Origin of the sequence: Algoriphagus sp., assembly GCF_030694375.1 — a bacterium.
Classification (GTDB): Bacteria; Bacteroidota; Bacteroidia; order Cytophagales; family Cyclobacteriaceae; genus Algoriphagus.
This window is the reverse complement of sequence record NZ_JAUXYL010000046.1, coordinates 133559-156798: the sequence shown is the minus strand read 5'-3', so window position 1 is coordinate 156798 and position 23240 is coordinate 133559. Positions and strand designations below refer to the sequence as shown.

At 41.2% G+C, this 23240-nt stretch carries 22 protein-coding genes; 7 read left to right on the top strand and 15 right to left on the bottom strand.

Features of this window, described 5'->3' with window-relative positions; translation table 11 throughout:
* Positions 1 to 12: 12 nt before the first annotated feature.
* The 14 genes from Q8M62_RS19430 to Q8M62_RS19365 form a co-directional block, all read right to left on the bottom strand.
* Positions 13 to 1806, bottom strand: coding sequence for an acyl-CoA dehydrogenase family protein (locus Q8M62_RS19430; protein WP_304900363.1), 1794 nt, complete (start codon positions 1804 to 1806; stop codon positions 13 to 15).
* Positions 1807 to 1910: 104 nt separating this feature from the next.
* Positions 1911 to 3086: an acetyl-CoA C-acyltransferase gene (locus Q8M62_RS19425; protein WP_304900362.1), complete on the bottom strand. Its 1176-nt coding sequence runs from the start codon at positions 3084 to 3086 to the stop codon at positions 1911 to 1913.
* Positions 3087 to 3147: 61 nt separating this feature from the next.
* A complete protein-coding gene (locus Q8M62_RS19420) occupies positions 3148 to 3507 on the bottom strand; it encodes a four helix bundle protein (RefSeq protein WP_304900361.1) in 360 nt (119 codons plus the stop codon).
* Positions 3508 to 3559: 52 nt separating this feature from the next.
* On the bottom strand, positions 3560 to 5965 hold the full coding sequence (locus Q8M62_RS19415) for a 3-hydroxyacyl-CoA dehydrogenase/enoyl-CoA hydratase family protein (RefSeq protein ID WP_304900360.1): 2406 nt from the start codon (positions 5963 to 5965) through the stop codon (positions 3560 to 3562).
* 44 nt (positions 5966 to 6009) lie between these two features.
* Complete coding sequence (locus tag Q8M62_RS19410) at positions 6010 to 6471, bottom strand: MarR family winged helix-turn-helix transcriptional regulator (RefSeq protein ID WP_304900421.1); 462 nt, start codon at positions 6469 to 6471, stop codon at positions 6010 to 6012.
* 253 nt (positions 6472 to 6724) lie between these two features.
* Positions 6725 to 8473: a long-chain fatty acid--CoA ligase gene (locus Q8M62_RS19405; RefSeq protein ID WP_304900359.1), complete on the bottom strand. Its 1749-nt coding sequence runs from the start codon at positions 8471 to 8473 to the stop codon at positions 6725 to 6727.
* A gap of 445 nt (positions 8474 to 8918) precedes the next feature.
* Entirely contained in the window at positions 8919 to 10607 is a 1689-nt protein-coding gene (locus Q8M62_RS19400) for an Ig-like domain-containing domain (RefSeq protein ID WP_304900358.1), read from the bottom strand.
* Entirely contained in the window at positions 10604 to 11497 is an 894-nt protein-coding gene (locus Q8M62_RS19395) for a class I SAM-dependent methyltransferase (RefSeq protein ID WP_304900357.1), read from the bottom strand. Before Q8M62_RS19395 ends, Q8M62_RS19400 begins: the two co-directional genes overlap by 4 nt.
* Before the next feature lies 1 nt (position 11498).
* On the bottom strand, positions 11499 to 13364 hold the full coding sequence (gene mnmG / locus Q8M62_RS19390) for a tRNA uridine-5-carboxymethylaminomethyl(34) synthesis enzyme MnmG (protein ID WP_304900356.1): 1866 nt from the start codon (positions 13362 to 13364) through the stop codon (positions 11499 to 11501).
* A gap of 77 nt (positions 13365 to 13441) precedes the next feature.
* On the bottom strand, positions 13442 to 13867 hold the full coding sequence (gene ybeY, locus Q8M62_RS19385) for an rRNA maturation RNase YbeY (protein WP_304900355.1): 426 nt from the start codon (positions 13865 to 13867) through the stop codon (positions 13442 to 13444).
* A 2-nt stretch (positions 13868 to 13869) separates the two neighbouring features.
* Positions 13870 to 14271, bottom strand: coding sequence for an ATP-binding protein (locus Q8M62_RS19380; protein ID WP_092728124.1), 402 nt, complete (start codon positions 14269 to 14271; stop codon positions 13870 to 13872).
* A 40-nt stretch (positions 14272 to 14311) separates the two neighbouring features.
* Entirely contained in the window at positions 14312 to 15073 is a 762-nt protein-coding gene (locus Q8M62_RS19375) for an exodeoxyribonuclease III (protein WP_304900354.1), read from the bottom strand.
* 391 nt (positions 15074 to 15464) lie between these two features.
* A complete protein-coding gene (locus tag Q8M62_RS19370) occupies positions 15465 to 15824 on the bottom strand; it encodes a hypothetical protein (RefSeq protein ID WP_092728126.1) in 360 nt (119 codons plus the stop codon).
* A 7-nt stretch (positions 15825 to 15831) separates the two neighbouring features.
* Positions 15832 to 16173: a carboxymuconolactone decarboxylase family protein gene (locus Q8M62_RS19365; RefSeq protein ID WP_304900353.1), complete on the bottom strand. Its 342-nt coding sequence runs from the start codon at positions 16171 to 16173 to the stop codon at positions 15832 to 15834.
* 81 nt (positions 16174 to 16254) lie between these two features.
* Between Q8M62_RS19365 and Q8M62_RS19360 the strand changes: the two genes are divergently transcribed.
* From Q8M62_RS19360 to Q8M62_RS19335, 6 genes are all read left to right on the top strand, one after another.
* Positions 16255 to 16950: a ComF family protein gene (locus Q8M62_RS19360; RefSeq protein WP_304900352.1), complete on the top strand. Its 696-nt coding sequence runs from the start codon at positions 16255 to 16257 to the stop codon at positions 16948 to 16950.
* A gap of 7 nt (positions 16951 to 16957) precedes the next feature.
* The gene (locus Q8M62_RS19355) at positions 16958 to 17494 is read left to right on the top strand and encodes a YfiT family bacillithiol transferase (RefSeq protein ID WP_304900351.1); all 537 of its coding nucleotides are present in this window, start codon (positions 16958 to 16960) and stop codon (positions 17492 to 17494) included.
* A 9-nt stretch (positions 17495 to 17503) separates the two neighbouring features.
* Complete coding sequence (locus tag Q8M62_RS19350) at positions 17504 to 18262, top strand: SDR family NAD(P)-dependent oxidoreductase (protein ID WP_092728130.1); 759 nt, start codon at positions 17504 to 17506, stop codon at positions 18260 to 18262.
* Between the two features lie 73 nt (positions 18263 to 18335).
* Positions 18336 to 18911, top strand: coding sequence for a hypothetical protein (locus Q8M62_RS19345; RefSeq protein WP_304900350.1), 576 nt, complete (start codon positions 18336 to 18338; stop codon positions 18909 to 18911).
* Positions 18912 to 18922: 11 nt separating this feature from the next.
* Positions 18923 to 19381, top strand: coding sequence for a PaaI family thioesterase (locus tag Q8M62_RS19340; protein ID WP_304900349.1), 459 nt, complete (start codon positions 18923 to 18925; stop codon positions 19379 to 19381).
* A gap of 27 nt (positions 19382 to 19408) precedes the next feature.
* On the top strand, positions 19409 to 19816 hold the full coding sequence (locus Q8M62_RS19335; RefSeq protein WP_304900348.1) for a hypothetical protein: 408 nt from the start codon (positions 19409 to 19411) through the stop codon (positions 19814 to 19816).
* 188 nt (positions 19817 to 20004) lie between these two features.
* Here the strand turns inward: Q8M62_RS19335 and Q8M62_RS19330 are convergent, their stop codons facing one another.
* The gene (locus Q8M62_RS19330) at positions 20005 to 20538 is read right to left on the bottom strand and encodes an RNA methyltransferase (RefSeq protein WP_304900347.1); all 534 of its coding nucleotides are present in this window, start codon (positions 20536 to 20538) and stop codon (positions 20005 to 20007) included.
* 81 nt (positions 20539 to 20619) lie between these two features.
* Between Q8M62_RS19330 and mutS the strand changes: the two genes are divergently transcribed.
* On the top strand, positions 20620 to 23223 hold the full coding sequence (gene mutS, locus Q8M62_RS19325; protein ID WP_304900346.1) for a DNA mismatch repair protein MutS: 2604 nt from the start codon (positions 20620 to 20622) through the stop codon (positions 23221 to 23223).
* Positions 23224 to 23240 lie beyond the last annotated feature (17 nt).

The window sequence follows — 23240 nt, the reverse complement described above, 5'->3', positions numbered from 1 at the left end:
TCAATAACTGAATTAAAAAGGATACTTCCCTTCAGAAATCATGTATTCGGCAATCTGTCTTCTCAGCTCTTTGGTATTGACCAAGTCTGCTTTTGTATAGCGCTTTAAGCCCATCAACATCACTTTTTGCTCGTCCCCCTTTGTGAAAGAGGCTATAGCTTCCTTAGCTGCGTCGTTAATTTTATTCACCGCCTCTGAAAGGTAAACTTGGGACATCGCTATCTGATTAGCACATGCGGCCTCTCCTTTGATGCTCACCAGTTTTTCTGATCGCAGAATTGCCGATTCAGCTGCGTAGATTTCGATCATCAGATCCGCCAGGTTCATCATGATCTCCTGCTCGTCTTCGATACGATCCTGCAAGTCCATAGCAGCTTTACCACCAACCATCAAAAACACTTTCTTTAGGTTTTTCAGTACGGCTTTTTCGGCAGCAAAAAGCTCCGAGGTATCGATCGTCTCAAAAGAAGGCACAGAAGTCAACTCAGCAGACACGGCCATAGCCGGCTCGAACAGATTTACTTCACCCTTCATTGCCCGCTTCAGCAGCATTCCCACCATCAGCATTCGGTTGATCTCATTGGTGCCTTCGTAGATTCTTGAAATACGGGCATCCCGGTACGCTCTTTCCATCGGTGCATCTGCGGAATACCCCATGCCCCCATAGACTTGGACACCTTGGTCAACCACATAATCCAAGACTTCCGAACCATGAATTTTTGCAATTGCACACTCCATCGCAAAGGCTTCCACACCCTTTAATTTGGCTTCGGTATCTTCCATTCCTTCGGAAATCAAGGCATTGATTCGGTCTTCGATGTCCTGACCTGCTCTGTAGCAAAGTGATTCTGTCACATAGGTTCGAATGGCCATTTCAGCCAATTTAGACTTGATGGCACCAAACGTATTGATGCTGACGCCAAACTGCTTGCGAGCCGTAGAATAGTCGATGCAAAGCGAAATTACTCCTCGCACACCTCCTAAAACCCCTGCTCCGAGTTTTACCCGGCCGATATTCAGGATGTTTACAGCGATCTTGAATCCGTTTTGACGGTCCGAAAGCATGTTTTCTACAGGAACAGGGCAATCATTGAAAAAGACCTGCCGGGTAGAAGACCCTTTGATACCCATCTTTTTCTCCTCCTCGTTCATCGTGATGCCACCGAAGGTTTTCTCTACGATGAAAGCAGTGAGGTTTTTATCATCCTCGATCTTGGCGAAGACTATGAAAAGATCTGCAAATCCGGCATTGGAAATCCACATTTTTTGCCCGTTGAGCAAATAGGTTTTACCGTCGGCGGAAAGCGTTGCTTTGGTTTTGCCACTGTTGGCATCCGATCCTGCATCCGGTTCGGTAAGGCAATAGCAGGCTGCCCATTCACCCGTGGCGAGTTTGGGGAGGTACTTTTGCTTTTGGGCCTCGGTACCGTAGTACAAAATTGGCAAAGTTCCAATCCCAGTATGAGCTCCGTAGGTGGTGGAAAAAGATCCCGCCGAACCGATGATATCGGCAATTAACATGGAGGTGTTGAAGCTCATGCCCATTCCTCCATATTCTTCAGGCACTGCAATGCCCAAAAGTCCCAATTCCCCTGCTTTCTTAAAAATAGAAGGAACCAGGTCCGGGTTTTTCATACTGTCGATTTCTTCGATATTTGGAAGGATCTCCGTATCAATGAAATCCTGACAGGCCTGAGCCATCATTTTTTGCTCTTCGGTAAATTGCTCAGGGATAAAAATATCCTGCGCTGCTGTCTCCCTGATGAGGAATTCTCCTCCTTGGATTGCTTTTGATATTGTGTTCATATAATTAGCTTTTCATTTTCTTCATTATTCAGAATTCAACATTCGATGTTCGATATTTTTAATAATGAATATCGAATGGCGAATTTTGAACACCGAAGTATTTCTTATTTCAACAACTCATAAACCCCAGCCACTCCTTGACCACCACCAACGCATGCTGTGACCAAACCATACTTTTTGTTTTGTCTTCTCAGCTCGTTGAAAATCTGCACTGATAGTTTGGCTCCGGTACAGCCCAGTGGGTGACCCAGGGCAACCGCGCCTCCATTTACATTGACGATATCGGGATTCATGTCCAGTGACTTCATCACAGCCAATCCCTGTGCGGCAAACGCCTCATTCAGCTCAACCAAGTCAATGTCGTTCAGCGTCAAGCCTGCCTGCTTCAATGCTTTAGGAACCGCCTCTTTTGGTCCAATTCCCATGATTCTTGGGTCTACGCCCGCAACGCTGTAGGACATCATTCTGGCTATCGGATGCAATCCAAGAGACTTCATCAATCGCTCAGACATCACTACCACGAAAGACGCTCCATCCGAAGTCTGGGATGAATTTCCTGCTGTAACCTGACCGCCATTTTTGAAAGCAGGCTTCAGAGCGGCCAAAGCCTCCATCGTGGTCCCGGCCCGTGGACCTTCGTCTGTATCGACTGTGTATTTTCGGGATTTCTTTTTGCCTTTCTCGTCGAGATAAGTTTCTTCTACTTCTACTGGCACGATTTCATCTTTGAATTTTCCATTGGCTATTGCGGCCAGTGCTTTATCATGAGATCGAACCGAAAAAGTATCTGCTTCCTCTCGAGTGATGCTATATTCACGCGCCAATTCTTCCGCCGTCAAACCCATGCTGATGTAGTAAGAAGGATGTTGCGTTGCAATTTTGTAGTTGAGGGCAGTTTTATAGCCCATCATAGGGACCATGGACATGGATTCTGTACCGCCGGCAATGATGCAATCGGCCATTCCCGCTTTGATTTTGCCTACAGCCAAAGCGATGGCTTCTAAGCCTGATCCGCAGTAACGGTTGATGATGAACCCGGGAGTTTCGATTCCCAAAGCCAAAAGAGATATCATTCGACCCATTTGCATGCCTTGTTCGGCTTCGGGCACGGCGTTGCCGACGATGAGGTCGTCGACCATTTTGGACTCTAGGCCCGGCGTATTTGCGACCAAATGCTTAATCACATCAGCTGCCAAATCATCCGGTCGGTAGAATCTAAATCCCCCTCTTTTTGATTTTCCTACTGCTGATCTATATCCGTTAATTATGTATGCTTCCATTTGTGTTTCGTTATTGTTTTTGGGTTATTGATTGAGAGTATCAAGTATTAGGTATCAAGTATCAAGATTTTGCCTCAATTGAAGTTTTTAATCCCATTATCATACGCTGTACTTCAGATAGATCAGTTTCCATTTCTTTCGCAGTTTCAGAATCAAGAATACCTACCTTTTCAGAAATTATCAGTAGAGTTTCCAATTCAAAGCTTTCGCCTAAACTCACTTCGAGAGAATTGACAAATGATTTTGAAGAGGTTTTAGCACAACCTTCCGCAATGTTTGAAGGAATTGAAACGCCAGCTCTTCTCATCTGCGAAACGAGCCCGAACTTTTCATCATTCGGATATGATTTTGTGACAGAATAAATTTTTACCGCGAAATCAACAGCTTTCTGCCATACTTTTAAGTCTTTGAAATTGTGCATAACCAGTGGGTTTAAAATCTTGATACTTATGTCTTGATACTTGCTACTTTAATCAGTTTCTCAAAGGTTTTCCTTTAAACAAAATGCTATGAATACGTTCAAGGGTCTTTTTCTCACCAGTCAGGCTCAAGAACGCTTCGCGCTCCAAGTCAAGCAAATATTGCTCGCTCACTTCTGTGGCTGAGGACAAATCTCCTCCCGACATGACCCAAGCCAGTTTTCGGGCGATTTTGGCATCATGCTCGGAAATGTAGGCACCATACTTCATTCCAGTAATTCCGGCTTCGAAGAGTGCTAGTGAAGTTTTTCCGAGGACTTTCACATTCGACTGCTGTACCGGCTGGGTATATCCGGCCTCACTCATTCTTAGCACATGGGATTTGGCATCTGCTATTTGACGCTTTCTGTTTAGGGAAATTCCATCACTTGCTCTCAGATAACCCAAGCCTTTTGCCTCTTGGGCAGAAGTGGAAACCTTCGCCGTGGCAATATTCATGAAATATTCCTGCAGCTGATTGAGCTCCACATCTCCATTGATTACTGCATTGGAAAACCGAAGTGTCATCTCCTTAGTGCCGCCCCCGGCAGGGATCAGTCCCACTCCAACTTCCACCAAACCCATATACAACTCGGCATGAGCTTGGATGTGGTCTGAGTGGAGTGATAGTTCGCATCCGCCACCCAAAGCCATATTATGCGGCGCTACCACCACTGGCACGGATGAATATCTGGCTCGCATCATGGTATTTTGGAATTGCGCAATCATCATGTTGATCTCGTCGAAATCCTGATCACCTGCAAACATGAAGAGCATTCCAAGATTAGCCCCAGCAGAGAAATTTGCTCCTTCATTGCCTATGACTAGCCCTTTAAAAGATTTTTCTGCCATGCCGATAGCCGTATTGATTCCCTCGATGACTTCAGCACCCATGGAGTTCATTTTGGTGTGGAATTCCAGTCCAATTACATCGTCTCCGAGGTCATAGACCGTAGATCCGGTATTTCCCCATAGGTTTTTACCCGCCGACTTCAGCGTATCCAAAATGATGAAATCGTTGATTCCGGGAATTTCGAGATAGGATTTGGACGGAATATCGTAGTAAAGCTTCTTGCCTCCATCGACTTTGTAGAAGGTTTCATGACCTGCAGAAAGCATCTCATGAACCCAAGCAGCGGCTTTTTCACCGGCAGCTTCCATCTTTTCAACAGTCTCTTTTACACCCAAGATATCCCAAGTCTCAAACGGGCCTAATTCCCATCCGAAACCGGCCGAAACTGCCTGATCGATTCGATACAATTCATCTGAAATCTCAGGAATCCGGTTGGAGCAATATTTAAACAAATCGTAAAAAGATGCCCGGTAAAACTCTCCGGCCCGATCGTCAAAATTGACAAGGAATTTGATCCTCTTTTTCAAATCCTCTATTTCCTTGGATGCTTCCAACGCCTTGAATTTTGGCTTTTCTACATCCTTGTATTCGAAAGTTTTTAAGTCCAGTTCTTTCAGTTCTTTCGTTCCGTCTTTGTGTCGGATCATTTTGAAATAGCCCTGACCTGTTTTGTCACCAAACCATTTGTTGTTGTAAAGCACTTCGACGATCTGAGGCAATTTGAATTTGTCACGGGATTCGTCGTGAGGAAGTGCTTTGTAGAGGTTATTGGCCACATTTACAGTGGTGTCCAGGCCGACCACATCCATGGTTCGGAAGGTTGCCGACTTAGCCCGACCGATCACAGGTCCGGTCAGTTTATCCACTTCTGAGACACTGAAGCCCATCTTTTCGATGGCATGCATGCCTGAGATGATCGCATAGACGCCGATTCGATTGGCAATGAATGCCGGGGTATCTTTGCAGAATACCGTTTCTTTTCCGAGAAATTTATCCCCGTATTCCATCAGGAAATCGATGATTTCAGGATTGGTCTTTGGGCCGGGAATGATCTCCAAAAGTCTCAAATAGCGAGGGGGATTGAAAAAGTGCGTTCCTGCAAAATGGGTCTGAAAATCTTCACTTCTGCCCTCACACATCATGTGCATTGGAATTCCCGAGGTATTCGAAGTGATCAGGGTACCGGGCTTTCTGAATTTTTCTACTTTCTCAAAAAGCGATTGCTTGATATCCAATCGCTCCACGACCACTTCCATCACCCAGTCGTAATCTTTGATTTTTGGAAGATCATCGTCAAAATTTCCGGTTGTAATCCGGTTGGCAAATGACTTGTCGTAGATCGCTGATGGATTAGACTTCAAGGTATTCTGAAGTGCTGTGTTTACGATGCGGTTTCGGACAGCGGGATGCTCTTTGGTCATTCCTTTTTTCTGCTCCTCATCGGTAAGCTCAAAAGGAACAATATCCAGTAAAAGTACCTGTACGCCGATGTTGGCAAAATGACAGGCAATTCGCGATCCCATCACTCCTGAACCTAAAATGGCAACTTTTTTAATGGTTCTGTTCATTTTTTTGGGTTTTTGGTAGTCTATCCGCCAGGCGGAAAATCGGTTTATAATTCAAATATGGGCTTGTTGACCTCACTTACATTCACTTGCTCAATGACCCCCTGGATCTTTTCGAATACTCCGAAAAACGTATTCAATTCCTCCTGGCTCACAACCTCTCGGACTTGTTGATTGAAATCCATGATGGTATTGATCGATCTTTCCTTTTTTTCTTTTCCTTCTTCGGTCAGAAAAATCCTAACCGATCGCTTATCAACAGGATCTGCTTTTTTAAAAATCAATCCCTTTTCTTCCATGGTTTTGAGCATTCGAGTCAGACTTCGCGTCTCCAAACCAATCAAGGGAGCAATTTTAGTTGCAGGAGTACCTTCCTTTGAATTGATATTGATCAATACAAATCCAATAGCTGTCGTAAATCCCTCTTCGGCAGCTTGCTGATTGTACATGCGTGAAATGGCATGCCAGGCACTTTTGATATGATAGTCGACTGTCTCTTCTCTTTTCATGATACTCAATAGCTCAAATTGAGGTCTTCTAAGGTATAAAAATTTTGTATGCATGCATACTAATTTAAAAAAAAGTTATGCATGCATCACAAATATTAAATAGGTTATTTAATATTTTATAAAATTAAATATTGTAAAAAATCATTTTTTTTGATTTTTACAGAATAAAAATCAGGAATAATCGACTTGACCGAAAATAATTTTGATGTGAGGTGATTGTCATTTTTTGATTAAACGCAAAAAAACCAGGCGATTAAGCCTGGTATATTGATTCAATTTCCTTCGAAAACTTTTGATGGATAACCTTTCGCTTCAATTTCATCGTCGGAGTGAGCTCTCCTGAATCAATGCCCCAAGGTTTATCCAAAAGCTTAAACCGTTTAATTTGTTCCCATTTCCCAAAATACTTGTTGAGTCCGTCAATTTCCGATTGGTACTTTTCAAGGATCTCTGAATTGGAAATCATCTCTGAATCGGAGAGATAAGGAATATCTTTTCTTTTGCAATACTCCTTCAATCCATCAAAACTTGGTACAATCAAGGCTGAAGGGTAATTCTTCCCGTCACCAACCACGATGAGCTGTTCGATGAGCGGAGATTCTTTGAATTTATTCTCCATTACTTGAGGCGCTATGTACTTTCCTCCGGAAGTTTTGAACATCTCTTTTTTCCGATCTGTGATTTTAAGGTATTCGCCGTCCAGCTCACCGATATCTCCGGTATGGAACCAGCCATTTTTAAGTACCTCTGCGGTCATTTCAGGCTCCTTGTAGTATCCTTGCATGACATTGGGTCCTTTGACCAGAATTTCGCCATCCTCAGCGATTTTCACCTGGACATCTTTCACAATCTTTCCGACATAGCCAATCCGGATCTCATCATAATTTCCAACAGAGGCCGAAACAACAGGCGAAGTTTCTGTTAAACCATAACCTTCACAAACTTTTATCCCTGCTGCCCAGAATACCCTTGCAAGACGCGGTTGCAATGCAGAGGCACCGGAATTGATCTGCATTACATTTCCTCCCAAGGCTTCTCTCCATTTCGAGAAAATAATTTTATTGGCAAGTTTGAGTTGAAAATCATACCATCCACCCATATCAGCAGCAGGGTCGTATTTAAGTCCTAAATTCAAAGCCCAGAAAAAGAGGTTCTTTTTTATACCGGTTAGCTCATAGCCTTTTGCCACAATTTTGTCATAGACTTTTTCCAAAAGTCGGGGAACTGTATTAAAAACGTGGGGCTGAACCTCCTTGAGATTCTCACCGATTTTATCCATGTTTTCAGCATAGTAAATTGAAAATCCCATATAAATAAAGCAATACGAACCCGTTCGCTCATAAATATGACAAAGCGGCAGAAAACTTAGAACCTTAGAAATTCCCGGAGGGGGAGTCATCGTATTGGAAACTGAAAGTACATTCGAAAGCACGTTGCTGTGGCTAAGCATGACTCCTTTTGGTTTTCCAGTGGTTCCGGAAGTATAAATAATTGTGAAAAGATCCTCTGATTTTACATGTTCTTTTAATTCTTCCAATTTTGCCAAATCTCCCGATTCACCTTTTTGTTCCAAAGCAGACCAATGCTCCACACCCTTAATTTGATCAAAAGAGTATATCTGACGATCTGCAGCAACCTCTGCTGCTTTGGTGTAAATTTCCTTATCTCCTACAAAAATCATTTTCACTTCGGCATGATCAAAAATATAAGCATAATCATCCGAGGTAATGGTAGGATACATGGGGACTGATATAGCCCCAATCTGCTGCAGTGCTAAGTCAACAAAATTCCATTCGGGCCGGTTTTCTGAAATAATTGCCACCTTTTCCCCCGGATTGATTCCGGATGTAATAAAGGCTAAGCTAAGATTATCAACTATCCTCTTAAGTTCTCTGGATGAATAGGTTTTCCAAATTCCTTCCTCCTTTCGCGCCAAAGCAACTTCCTTGTCATAGGTAGAAATCTGATGCGGAATTAAATCAAAAAGACGGGTGAGTTTCATTATTTTCTTGGGTTTATGATTTTAATATTACCCAAATCAAAGTGGAATCACAAAAGCTATCCACAGAAATCACAGCGTATTAATTATATTATATTATTTAAATAAGAAAAACTATTAAGGTTATTAAGGGTGTGGATTTGTTGATAAACCCAAGGAAAAAAGTTTGCCACAACCTGTAATGGCAGTCCTATGCTTTACTTACAACTTGTTAACGGGTTATCCACTTTTAAGAGGTTGATCTTGTTTCTTTTAATTTAAAAAGTGTATAAAGACCGACTTTTCAAGAATAGCTAAATGTGGTTAAATGATCTGTGGAAATCTTTCTTTGCCATTGTGGACAAGGTTGGTCTTATCCCCAATTGGTAGTGAATTTAGTGAGATGAATTCCAATTTGTTTAAAAGATGAATTTTATCCCCGTGTTGCTTGGAGGATATCCACGCTGTATTAGGGGTTGTCCACAGGGTTTTCAGGTCTTTTTTGAATCCCTGTAGGCTCAGTAGCTCTTATATTTTGTTCATCCAGTGTCCAACCGCTTCTAATGATTAATGCCTGTTCTTGTTCAGCATTAAAGAAGTAAAACACCCTTTCAGCTAGTCTTCTTTGGTTAAAATTTGAAGGGTCCCACCGTTTGTTTCCGTTTAGATCTTCAATAACTCTTATTTTAAATGTACCTGCTTCCAGAAGTTTAAATGAATAGTCGTTCGAATTTTCCAGAAATTGTTCTCTGACTGTTTCATTTTTAGAATTTATCAATTGAACAATAAATGGAGGTTTAGCTCCTAGAATGGATCCTTTAATTTCGTCGGCTAGACTTTCTCGTTTTAATTTCCTGTAATTGGCTGAGAGTGGTGTTTCGTTTAATTGATTTTCGATATCCATAAAAGTAGAATCACTTGCCTTTATGGTAAAGATGTCCTTGGAAATGGAATCTGGTATGGAAAGCCTGATTTTGAGAAGATCCATTTTTGTAGAATCCTCAAAAGCCATCATAGATCGTCTGACAGGTATTATTGAGGCTGTATCATAAGTGATAAACAATGAATCGAGACTTATTGATTTGATAGGTTTGTTAAATTTCAGTTCAATTTCCAGGTCTTTGTAAAAGCTTTTACCTGAATTTGGTGTGATTTGCAGTTTCTCGGGTCTCCTTTCGGACTCTGTAAATTTGGCCCAAATAAGTGAATCCTTCACGAATCCAACTGAATCTTTGACGTTTAAATTGAATGGAATGCTGTCTTCTTTTGGGCTATTTGGAAAGATTCTGATCCTGTTATCTGAAAAAGTGTAGAAAAATTCTTTTCCTAAATCTTTGTTTTCAATTTGAGTCTCAACAGGACTCCTGTTGAGGAGAATGTCGAAATTTTTACCAAAAGATCCTGTTCTTACTATTCTGATTGGTGTTAGATCACCCTTGGATAAGTTGAATCTCACATTTTCAATATTTTGCTCGAGTTTCAATGTATCAAGCAAAAAATCGTACTCCTCTGATTTTGATTCTGCTTTCAATGTTCCATTTGCGTCTCTCCACGCGTATGCAAGGTAATTTCCGTTCTTGATATTCGTAATCGCGAAATTACCTAATGTGTCTACCTGACTCAGGTAATAAGGTGGCGCGGTGAAAACATCCGTTGTATCTCCAAGCGGATAAATACCCACTACTATATTTTTGTAATCCGGTTTTGATGTGGGAAAATGAAAATTGATGCTACCGGAAATACTTAGGCTGTCAATGGAATTTCCTGTTGAAAAAACCAGTTTTAGGTTTTCTGCAGGATTTTCTTCCGATATGTCAACGATTGATTTTTGGAAATTGAAGACATACGTGGTGCTGTCTTCAAGTTCTTGATTTAGTTTGATTGTAACCACATTTTTCAGTGAGGTAAAAACCACCTTATCCTTGTCTATTCTCGGAGTGATTACAATTCCTTTGGACGGATTATCGAGTTTGATATATTCATCAAAGGTCAGTTTTATTTCTTCAGGGTTTGTATTGAGACTTTGGTTTGACGGATTGGATTCCAACAGGACCGGTGGTTCTTGATCTCTTGGTCCACCCATCGGAGTACTCTGTTTTGCACAGGAAGCGCAAATCAGAAACGAAATCAAGGAAAATAGGAATCTTTGCTTATTCACTTTTTTTGAAAAACGAAAATATTGCTTGAAAATTGGCCCGGAGTTTTAGCCGAATGATTCGATTTAATTCCGGCCTTGAATGCGCTCCAATATCTTGAAAGTAATGATGAATCTTTTTGTAAATAACCTTCGGAAAGTAGCGATACGTAGAAGCTGTCAAACTTCATTGGTTTAATTTCCTTTAATTCCAGATTAAATTCCGTTTGTAGGGCTTCGATTGATTTGGAGTTAAAATGATATAGATGCCTTGGGACATCCCAACCAGCCCAGTATTTTCCATATTTTTTACCATCCCAGCTATCAGCGTTTGGAACAGCAATAATAAGGTATCCATCTGATTTTAAATGGGTTATGATCTTTTTTAAAGTCTTTCTTAATTCATGAATATGTTCAAGAACGTGAAATAGTGTGATGATATCGTAGTCTGAATTTTTATTAAGTTCTTCTATTGAATTTTTTACTTTTTCGTTTAGCTTTAAATTCGCCTGATTTCTAGCCTTTTCATTCGGTTCTATACCGGATATCTTCCAGCCCTTATTTTTTGCTGCTTTTAAAAACTCTCCCGTTCCGCAACCATAATCTAACAGCTTTCCTTTTCTCTTAAGGCGCCTTATAAAATCGACTTTCTTTGAAATGCTGAAGTTTCTGACTTTTTGATAAATCCATTGCGTGAGATTTTTCGCTTTGTCCTCGTGAGAGTAGTATTCAGGAAAGTTATAATAAGGTCCAATCTTATCCTCAGTTGGCCTTGGATTGGTAAAGAGAAGCTCGCAATTGGAACATTTGCAGAGAATAAAATTTTCCTTGCTCACTGCATGGTCAGTGATTTCCGCATAATTAAGAAAACGCCCACTTTTGCAGAGTGGGCATTTGCTAAGTCTTTCGAGCATTTTATCTTCCTAAATAGACTGTCAAGATAGATAAATCCGCCGGTGATACGCCACTTATTCGTGACGCTTGACCGAGAGTTTCGGGACGAATTTTATTTAATTTTTGTCTGCCTTCGTTTGATAGGGCCGTTATAGATAGAAAATCAAATTTTAGAGGAATCTTGTAATTTTCCATATTTGATAGTTTTTCTACCATTTGCTGTTCCTTGTCAATATAGCTATCATATTTGATTTGGATTTCAGCCTGTTCTAAAACGTCTTTTGAATACTTGTTTAAATATTGGCTTAACTCTTCATCCACTGTCATGAGTTCTTTAATCCCGATCTGTGGTCGCTTGAGAAGTTTTTCGGCACTTATTTTTTCCGTGATCGTTGCAGTGCCGATATTATGTAAGCCCTGATTGATCGTATCGGGACTTAATTTTTTTTGTTTCAGATCATTAATCAGTTTTGCTGTATTTGATTTTTTATCCAGCATTTTTTCCTTCCGTTCATCTGATGCAAGTCCAATATCATATCCAAGCTCAGTCAGTCGCAAATCAGCATTATCCTGACGAAGTAGTAACCTGAATTCAGCTCTTGAAGTAAACATGCGATATGGTTCCTCAGTCCCTTTATTAATAAGATCATCTACTAAGACACCAATGTAGGCATCTGATCTTTTTAAAATAAAGGGATCTTTTTCCTGGACTTTTAGGCTTGCATTGATTCCCGCAACTAAGCCCTGAGACGCCGCTTCTTCGTAACCTGTAGTCCCGTTAATTTGGCCTGCAAAATAGAGGTTTTCGACATGGTGCGTTTCAAGCGTTAATTTTAATTGAGTGGGCGGAAAGAAATCATATTCTATCGCATATCCAGGCCTGAACATTTTTGCATTCTCAAATCCGGGGATTAGTCGCATAGCCTTATATTGTACATCTTCAGGAAGTGATGTCGAAAATCCATTTACATAGATTTCGACTGTATTCCATCCCTCTGGTTCGACAAAGATTTGGTGTCTTTCTCGTTCTGCAAACCGGTTGATTTTGTCCTCAATACTGGGACAATATCTTGGTCCAAGGCCTTGTATCCTTCCATTGAACATTGGAGATCGATCAAAACCGGTTTCCAATGATTCATGTACTTCTTTATTGGTATAAGTAATCCAACAGGACCTTTGCTTGAGTAATGGCTGAGTAGAGTCTAAATAGGAGAATTTTTCAGGATTTTCATCTCCGAATTGCTCCTCCATCATAGAGTAGTCCAGGCTTCTTCCATCGACCCTTGGTGGTGTTCCGGTTTTCATCCTTCCGGCTTCGAATCCAAGCTGTACCAATTGTTCTGTTATTCCTTTTGCCGCAGATTCTCCAGTTCTACCTCCCCCGAATTGTTTTTCGCCAATATGAATGACACCATTTAAGAAGGTTCCATTGGTCAACACAACAGATTTTGCAGGAATTTCAATTCCAATTGCTGTTCTCACTCCTACTGCCCTTCCGTCCTTCACTAACAAGCCGGAAATCATTTCCTGCCAAAAATCAACATTTCGGTTCTGCTCGAGTGCAAGTCGCCACTCTTCTGCAAATCTCATTCGGTCATTTTGTGTACGTGGAGACCACATGGCAGGACCCTTTGATCTGTTCAGCATTCGAAACTGAATCATAGATTTATCAGATATGACTCCAGACAGCCCTCCTAAGGCATCAATTTCTCTTACAATTTGTCCTTTGGCTACACCCCCCATTGCTGGATTGCAAGACATCTGTGCGATGGTGTTCATGTTCATGGTACAAAGGAGAACTTTGGATCCCATAGCTGCTGCGGCATGAGCTGCTTCACAACCTGCATGACCCGCCCCTACTACAATGACATCATATATTGGAAACATGGTAATTATTTTGATGTTTCACGTGAAACAGGTTGGAAAATCTAAATCAAGATTTACGGGTGTTTCACGTGAAACAGTTAACTGTTTTCGTAAAGTTTAATTGCGAACGCTTCTTTTGATCTCATCAGTTCAGCTTGTTCTTTTGATTTGTCTTTGTATCCCATCAAGTGAAATATACCGTGACTTAAGACTCGGCTTAGTTCGGATTCTTCATTCTCTTGATGTTTTGTTGCATTGTCTTTTACCCGATCAATGCTGATGAATATGTCGCCTTCGATGGTTTCTTCCTCTTCTGAATTATCGAAAGTGATGATATCTGTGTAGGTGTGATGGTTTAAATAATCTACATTGATTTGATATAGATATTCATCAGAACAGAATATGTAATTGAGCTCTCCTAGTTTGAAGTTTTCTGATTGAGCAATCTTTTTTAGCCAAGCCTTTCTTTTTAACTTCTGAGGTAAATCAAATTTGATTTCTTCCGAAAAAAAATTGACTGCCATACTCAGTCGATGTAAAAGGAAAGAACTGTCTTTTTACCTCCATTTTCAAATTTCACTTCGTCACTGAGGTGACGAATTAGAAATATTCCTCTACCTCCCGGTTTTTCAAGGTTTTCTGGGGCTGTTGGATCTTGTAGTGCTTGGAGGTCAAACCCTACTCCTTCATCTTCAATTATAAAATTCAATTGTTCCCCGTCCATGTTTAGTTCCAAGTGAACCAATTTGTTTTTGTCTCCTTGATTGCCATGTATGATTGCATTACTGATGCACTCAGTCACTGAGATCATTATATTTCCGTAGATGTCATCATTGATTTCGAAATTATCTTTTGCATTATCGATGAAACTTTCGATGATTTTAATGTTCTCTATCAGAGATGGAATTGAAATTTTAATTGATTTCATCTTGGAAATATTCTATGATTCAGATCTTCTTGAGTTATTCTTATTCTATTTCTAGCACAATTGGACAATGGTCTGAGTGCTTTATGTCTTGCAAAATTACTGCACTTTTCAATCTGTTTTGCAATTCCTTGGTTGCCATGTGGTAATCAATTCTCCAACCCAGATTTTTCACTCTTGAATTCGCCCTAAAGCTCCACCAGCTGTATTGATGAGGATTGGAGTTGAATTGCCGGAATGTATCAATAAAGCCGGATTCAGTAAATTTATCCATCCACGCCCGTTCTTCAGGAAGAAATCCTGATGAATTTTTGTTGGATATGGGATTGTGGATATCAATGGCTTTATGGCAAATATTATAGTCTCCGCTGAGAATTAAACCTTGATTATCAGTTTTAAGATCCTGAATGTAGCCATATATGTCATCCAAAAACTCGTATTTAAATTTTTGCCGTTCATCCCCTGTTGTCCCTGAGGGAAAATAGGAAGAGATAAACGAAAACCCATCAAAATCTGCCTGAATCATCCGACCTTCGTCGTCGTAACGATTTAGGCCCATACCATATTTAATCGAGTTGGGTTTTATTTTGGAGAATATTGCCACACCGCTGTATCCTTTTTTCACAGCCGGATACCAATACAGATTATATCCTAGATCTTGGAAGATTGTCGGATCAATATCCTTTTCCTGCGCTTTAATCTCTTGTAAACCAATAACATCTGGGTTTTCATATTTGAGCCAATCCACAAAACCTTTGTTCATGGCTGAACGAATTCCGTTGACGTTGTATGAGATTAATTTCATGTGTTTATAATTTTGTTTTTTAATTGCCACATGCCCGCCTGTAGTCGGACAGGGAATCTCGCATGGTCGATAATCATCCCAGTGTGTGACTTTTTAGTCATGCCTGTCTGCCTCAGGCAGGCTCGATTTCATCTGTTTATAATTGTTTTTTAGCGGTCACATGCCCGCCTGTAGTCGGACAGGGAATCTTCGCATGGATTCCCCGATAGCTCGGGGCATCCCTCTGTGTGTCTCTTTGGGGCATGCTCGATTCATCTGTCTATAATTTGATTTAAGAGATTAGGCCTGACTGCCGTCTGGCAGGTAACTTGTCCCGATTTTTCTTCGGGAGAATCTCCTAAGGTTCATAAACATCCGAGTTAGGTAACACTTTCGATAGCTTCAAATTCATTCAAATTTCAATTTGATACTCTTTTTCAAAATATTCCATCACTTGAATTTTTAGCAGCTTTTCCTGCTCCAATAAATCAAAATGAGGTAATTCTTTGATTAACTTCCAATGTGGCCAACCGTCTTGATCTACGAAATCCAGTTCGTAAAATCCGGCGTAACTCAGAACCTTGCAAACAGCAATGTGGATCAAATCCTGCTTTTGCTCTTTTGAGAATGTTTTGGTTCCCTTTCCTAATTCCTGAACACCTATCAGAAACAGTACGCCATTCAAGTCGTTTGGTTTTTTCCCGATCGTATCTTTTAGTCCGTCCAACAGCTTGGACCATCTTTTTTCTAGATCAAGATCACGTTTAAACATAGCTAAATTATTGATTTATAAGCTCTTCCCAGTATTCAACTGCTCTTCTGAGGTGTGGGACTACAATAGATCCTCCAATGACCAAGGCAATAGAAAAGACTTCAAAGATTTCTTCTTTTTTCAATCCTGCTTCATAGCTTTTGCCCAAGTGATACTTAATGCAATCGTCACATCTTAAAACCATGGAGCATGCCAAGCCAATCATTTCTTTGGTTTTTACATCCAGTTCACCGGCAGCGTAGGTGTTGGTATCAAGGTTAAAAAAACGCTTGATGACCTTGTTGTCTTCGGCCATGATTTTTTCATTCATCGCGGCTCGATAAGCATTGAATTCTTCTATCAGATTCATTAACTTAAGGATTAATATAAGTCTAAAGGGTAAATATACTGCATATTCCAGCCTAAGATGTAACAACAGAACTTTTTAGCCATGCGTTTGATTTTTTGGAAAGATTTTTTGGACCTCATTTTCCCACGAAACTGTCCCCAATGCGGACGGTCCCTTTTTGATTTTGAGCAGTGTCTATGCACGATCTGTCAGGGAAGTTTACCTGTAGCAAATTTTCACTTGAGGCCTTATGACAATGAATTGACGTCAAAAATCCGTGGCCTTACTAAAGTAAATCGAGTTATGGCCTACTTGAGATTTTCCAAAAAAGGGAAAAGCCAAAAACTTCTCCATCAACTTAAATACAAAAATAAACCGGAAATAGGTGAGGAAATGGGGCGATTGTATGGCTTACTTTTATCACAAAATGGCTATTTGAAGGAATGGGACCTGATAGTTCCTGTGCCTTTGCATCCGATGAAGCAAAAAAGGCGTGGATTTAATCAAAGTGAAAAATTCGCATTAGGTCTTGCCAAGCCGTTGGATCTTGCTGTAGAAAATCTGCTGGAGCGAAGAAAATTTACCGAAACACAAACCAAAAAATCCAGGCTGGAACGGCTTGAGAACGTGGATGAAGTATTTGGCTTGAGACAGGGTGAAAATATTTCAGGAATGCGAATTTTGCTGGTTGATGATGTGATCACGACTGGAGCTACGCTTTGTGCCTGTTCCAATGTCCTTTTGGCCAACGGTGCAAAACATGTAGATTTGGTAACCATCGCAGCCGGTGGTCAATAATATTCCTATGAGCACAGATATTGAGTTTCTTAAATACCCGATTGGTAGGTTTAAAATCCCTGAATCAATAAATTCAGAAACCATTCAGGAGGCCATTTTCCAAATCAAATCGTTCCCTGCAAATTTATTCACGGCAGTCAGTCCGCTTTCAATTCCTCAGTTGGATACCCCCTATCGTCCCGGAGGCTGGACTGTTCGTCACCTGGTCCATCATTGCGCCGATAGCCATATGAATGCCTTTATCCGATACAAATTGGCGTTGACTGAAGAGAATCCCACAGTGAAGCCCTATGATGAGGCCCTTTGGGCTAATCTGACGGATGCTGCATTGCCAATTGAATCCTCCTTGTCCATCATTAAAGCAATCCATCTCAAATGGGGAGTTTTGTTGGATTCGATGAAACACGAAGAATTCAAGAGGACCTATTTTCATCCTGAAAAGAAAAGAAATCAAGATTTGGAGGAAATAACGCTCCTTTACTCTTGGCATTCTCAGCATCATCTCGCGCATATTCAGCATCTGGTGATGAGAGAAAAATGGTAACCTTTAATTATGAATATATCACTTAAAAATCAACGAATCCTAGTCACAGGAGCGTCTAGAGGTATAGGACGTGCCATCGCCCGCCAACTTTCAGAGTCAGGGGCCGAGGTAATCATTCATTACAATTCAAATAAATCTGAGGCGGAAAGTCTCCAAAATCAGTTAAAGAACCCTGCACATATAGAAGCTTGTGACCTTTCTAGGTCAGCAGAAGTTGTTGGGTTTATTCCAAGAATGGTAGAAAAATATGGCCCCTTGACTGCCTTGGTTAATAATGCAGGAATTTCACCCGCAGCAGCGGACACATTACCCACAGGGGAATGGCTTCAAATTTGGGAAAGAGTAATGGCCGTCAACGCCACAGCAGTAGGCATTCTGACGAAAGAATTTGTCGATCAAGCCAAAGTTCAGGAAAATGGTCGTGTCGTCATGATCTCCTCACGTGCGGCTTTTCGGGGAGATACACCGGATTATTTGGCCTATGCGGCTTCAAAAGGAGCATTGGTAAGCCTCACTCGATCAATTGCAAGACACTACGGAAAATTAGGAATCAAAGCGTTTCTCATTGCTCCCGGATTTACCCGAACTGATATGGCAAATGGAATTTTGGCGGAATATGGGGAAGACTTTGCACTCAAGGATATTGCATTGAAGGAATTAACCCTTCCTGAGGATATCGCTCCGATGGTGACTTTGCTTTGTTCCGGATTGGCAGATCATGCAACAGGCACTTCAATTGATATGAACGCAGGTTCCTATGTGAGGTAAAACCTGAAAAGATTTCCAACAAAACCTTCATGCTCTTTTAGGGGTTTTTAGATTGTTCTCTCCAAAACAACTCATGGCCCAAAGCGATCAAGTACTTACGCCTGAATTAGTCAAACTTCTGAAAATCTTCATTTTTTTGTCCTTGGGTCTTGTTTTGATTCTTTCTTTTTTTAATAGCTATCGAGCAAACAATACCGGAGAGGATAAATCCTATCGAGTAAATGATTCCAATCGCCTGTATTTTATGAATGTAAGAGCCATTCATTATGATCGGGAAGTTCGCCGTGATGCAGGTATGACGTTATTTCGTCATGGGAAAAGGCTACAGTCCGATGCGCAACCCACCTTGGATTTGGTGATACTTTTAAATCCGGTGAAAGATGATGCCTACATCTACTTTGAATTGAAAAATGCAGATTGGCCTATTCGGCTCAGTGCAAAAACAGACAAGGATGTCCTGGTTTTTGATTTCTCAAATGGAAACAATGATGAACATTTTGGCCTGATCCAAAAGTTAAAGCCTCTAATTCAGGCGAATGCAGAGTTTGAGCTAATCCTGGACGGCAAAACATTTCCAATTTGGTCCAATGAAATGGAAAAAGAGGCGGTAAAGTCAGTTGTAGAAGACTATTTTAGGCTTCTGAATTAAACCAACGAAAAATGGATCAACCCACAAATCCCGGACTGGAATTTTTTAAAACACAGATTGGAAAAAAGCTGGACAAAACACCTTCTGCGGCAGGGAACTGGCTAAGCGGAACCTTATTGGAAATAGACTTGCACCATATCAAAGTGTCCTACATTGTTCGTCCAGAGATGTGTAATCCCGGCAAAATTCTTCATGGTGGAATAGCTTCGCTGATGCTGGATGATGTGATCGGTATGGGAAATTTCGTGGCAGGATCTGAGTACCTGATGACCAGTATTAATTTGAATGTAGATTTTTTATCTGCTGCACAAATTGGTGATAAACTGGAAGTTACAGCGAAATTGATTCGTTCCGGTTCAAATCTGAATCATTGGGAAGCCATAATTCGAAAAGAATCCGGAAAGTTTGTAGCCAAAGCAAGCTCAAATCTGATCAAGACTCATGTGAAGCTCAGGGAACTTGGGTTTTAATTATTTTAAACAAATAAATTTTATACGATGAAAAAAATAATTCTTTTAGCCTCTTTTGGCTTGATTTCAACTGCTGCTTTTGCACAGTGGACTGTTTCCTATCACCAAAGTAATCTGCCTTTTTTGGGTGTAAATAAGCAATTGGGAGAAAAATGGCTCCCGGAATTCCGAGTGGGAACGGACAATTTTGTGGATAATGTTTCTTTGGAACTAGTGATCAATCACATTTTTTACAAAAATGATCGATTTGACTTCTATGGAGGAATTGGAGGGCGCATTCAAAGCTTTGAGGGATTAGTAATTCCCGTCGGACTTAATATTTATCCATTCGAGCGAAAGGATTTTGGTTTTCATATCGAAGCGGCACAGTTTATTGGAGATGGAGATGTTTTTCGAGGTTCATTTGGGATCAGGTATCGATTCTTGAAGGAGTGAAAAACGCCTGGATCCAAAAGAATAATGCATTAAACACAAGGGTTTTTTTTAACCTGATTTTCGTTGAATTGCTAGATTTGGTTTTTTCAAATTTGGCTTTTTAGCTTCGCTAAATTGCCCCAGACGCACAGATTTTTTGACTTTCAAATTTATTGATTCATCATCTGTAGATCTGTGGCAATCCCAATTCAGAACTGCTCCAGCTTCACCATCATATCCCAAACAGCTATTCCTAAAGATACCGAAATATTCAGGGAGTGCTTCGTTCCCAGTTGAGGGATTTCCAGCACTTGATCGCAGGCTTTTAATACATCCTCTTCCACCCCAAAAACTTCATTTCCGAAGATTAAAGCATATTTTTTCCCTTTTTCAGGGGAAAAATTATTGAGCTTGACGGAGTTTTCTACCTGCTCCAAAGCACAAAGTTGGTAATCTGATTTTTGTAGCTTTTCCACAGCTTCCATGGTATTCAGGCAATATTCCCAATCCACAGATTCAGTCGCGCCTAAAGCTGTTTTTTGGATGTCTCGATGGGGTGGAGTGCCGGTGATACCGCAAAGGAAAATTTTGACTATCCGAAACGCATCTGCTGTACGAAAGGCGGATCCTACGTTATTCAAACTCCGGACGTTGTCCAGTACCAAAACGATGGGTGACTTTTCGGTCTGCTTATATTCTTGAATCGAAAGCCGATCCAGTTCCTCCATGCTTAATTTCTTCATCTTTTTTGTTCTGCTATCCGAAACGGCTATTTTCAGGCCTTATTACAAGTTCAAAAGTACTACAATTCCCATTTTATCCCCATGAGCAAATCCAAAGACGGACAAGAAACTCCCCTGATGAAGCAATACAATGCCATCAAGGCCAAACACCCGGGTGCCTTGTTGCTCTTTCGAGTGGGGGATTTCTATGAAACCTTTGGTGAAGATGCCGTGGTGGCAAGTAAGATTTTGGACATTGTGCTGACCAAGCGTGCAAACGGCGCAGCATCCCATATCGAGTTGGCGGGTTTTCCACATCATTCTTTGGACAACTATCTTCCAAAGCTTGTTCGTGCAGGAAATCGAGTCGCTATCTGCGATCAACTTGAAGATCCCAAGTCGGTCAAGGGAATAGTCAAGCGCGGTGTGACCGAGTTGGTTACGCCCGGACTTTCCTACAATGACCAAGTTCTCGATACACGAAAAAACAACTACCTCGCCTCCATCCATTTTGGCAAGGAAAAGCACGGAATAGCCTTTTTGGACGTTTCTACAGGGGAATTTATGTGCGCTCAGGGCAACTCCTCTTATTTGGAAAAGTTGATCCAGAGTTTTGCACCATCAGAGATCATTTATTCAAAAGCAGCCAAAAAGACTGCCGCAGAGATCATCAAGAACGAATTCATCACCTTTCATTGTGAGGATTGGGTTTTCCAGTACGATTTCACCTATGAAAAGCTGAAAAACCATTTTGGAACGGCCAATTTGAAAGGATTTGGGATCGAAGAATTGGAGTCTGGAATCATAGCTGCCGGTGCCATTTTGTATTATTTGGAAGAAACGGAGCACCGGGAAGTCCAACATATCTCCGCGATTTCCAGAATAGCGGAAGAGAAATATGTTTGGCTGGACAAATTCACGATCCGCAACCTGGAGTTGGTTTTTCCACAGCATGAGGGAGGCGTTCCCTTGATCAATATTTTGGATCAGACTGTCACCCCGATGGGTTCCAGAATGATGAAAAAGTGGATGGTACTTCCTCTGAAAGAAAAACAAGCCATCGAAGAGCGCTTGAATGTGGTGGATTTTTTCTACCAAAACTCTGCCTTAATTGATGAAATTCTTGCTCCGCTTAGGCTAATCGGCGATTTGGAACGGCTGATTTCCAAAGTGGTAGTGGGTAGGGCAAATCCCCGCGAAATGAATCAAATCAAACGCGCACTTAAATCCACACTTCCGATCAAGGAAATGCTGAAAACGCAGAAAAACCCTACGTTAAAGCGGCTTTCCGATCAGATTCACCCATGCGAGTTTTTGCTGGACAAAATCGAGCGTGAACTCAAAGAGGATGCGCCGATGCTTGTCCACCAAGGTGGGGTGATAAAGGACGGCGTAGATTCTGAATTGGACGAATATCGAGGGCTAGCGAATACCGGAAAGGATTTTCTTGTAAAAATCCAGCAGCGTGAGGTCCAAAATACCGGGATTTCCTCCTTGAAAATTTCCTATAACAAAGTCTTCGGCTATTATCTTGAAGTGACGCATGCACATCGAGATAAGGTACCCCAGGAGTGGATCCGCAAGCAGACCTTGGTCAATGCGGAGCGCTACATCACGCCCGAACTTAAAGAATACGAGGAAAAAATTCTTCATGCAGAAGATCGGATGCAGGGTATTGAGCAACGCTATTTTACTGCCCTTGTCCAGGAGGCGGCACAGTTTGTCACTCAGATTCAACAGAACGCAAGGATTCTTGGGACCTTAGATGCTTTGATTTCTTTTGCCCAAGTGGCACTTTCCAACGGCTACTCCAGACCTAAGATTTCAGATACTGAGACGCTTGAAATCAAGGACGGCCGACATCCTGTTATTGAAAAGCAACTTCCTCCGGGGGAAAATTACGTTCCCAATGATATTTACCTTGATCATGACAGTCAGCAGATCATGATCATCACCGGGCCGAATATGGCCGGTAAATCTGCCTTGCTTCGCCAAACGGCCCTCATTGTACTAATGGCACAAATGGGAAGTTTTGTGCCGTCTTCATTTGCCCGTATAGGAATTATAGATAAGGTCTTTACTCGTGTTGGCGCATCAGACAACCTATCCAAAGGAGAATCTACCTTCATGGTAGAAATGACCGAGACCGCCAGCATTCTCAACAATCTTTCCGATAGGAGCTTGGTGCTGATGGATGAGATTGGTCGGGGTACTTCAACCTACGACGGGATTTCAATCGCATGGTCGATTGTGGAATTTTTGCACAATCACCCAACGTTCAAGGCAAAAACCTTGTTTGCAACCCATTATCACGAACTGAATCAACTTTCGGGAGATTTTCCCCGAATCAAAAACTTCAATGTTTCAGTCAAAGAGGTAGGTAATAAGGTTATTTTTATGAGAAAGTTGAAAGAAGGAGGAAGCGAACATAGTTTTGGAATTCATGTCGCACAAATGGCGGGAATGCCTAATCCTGTTGTCCTACGGGCGGCTGAGATCATGGGACATTTGGAAAAAGATAAGGAGCTAAAAGAGAAAAAAGAACATTTTAAATCCATGCCCAAGAATAATTTTCAGCTAAGTTTGTTTGAAATGGATCCAAAGTTCACAGAGGCCAAACAGCTTTTAGATCAGATTGATATCAACGCAATCTCACCGATTGAAGCACTTTTGAAATTGCACGAAATAAAAAAGAAATTGGAATAATTTGTTCGGAATCGTAT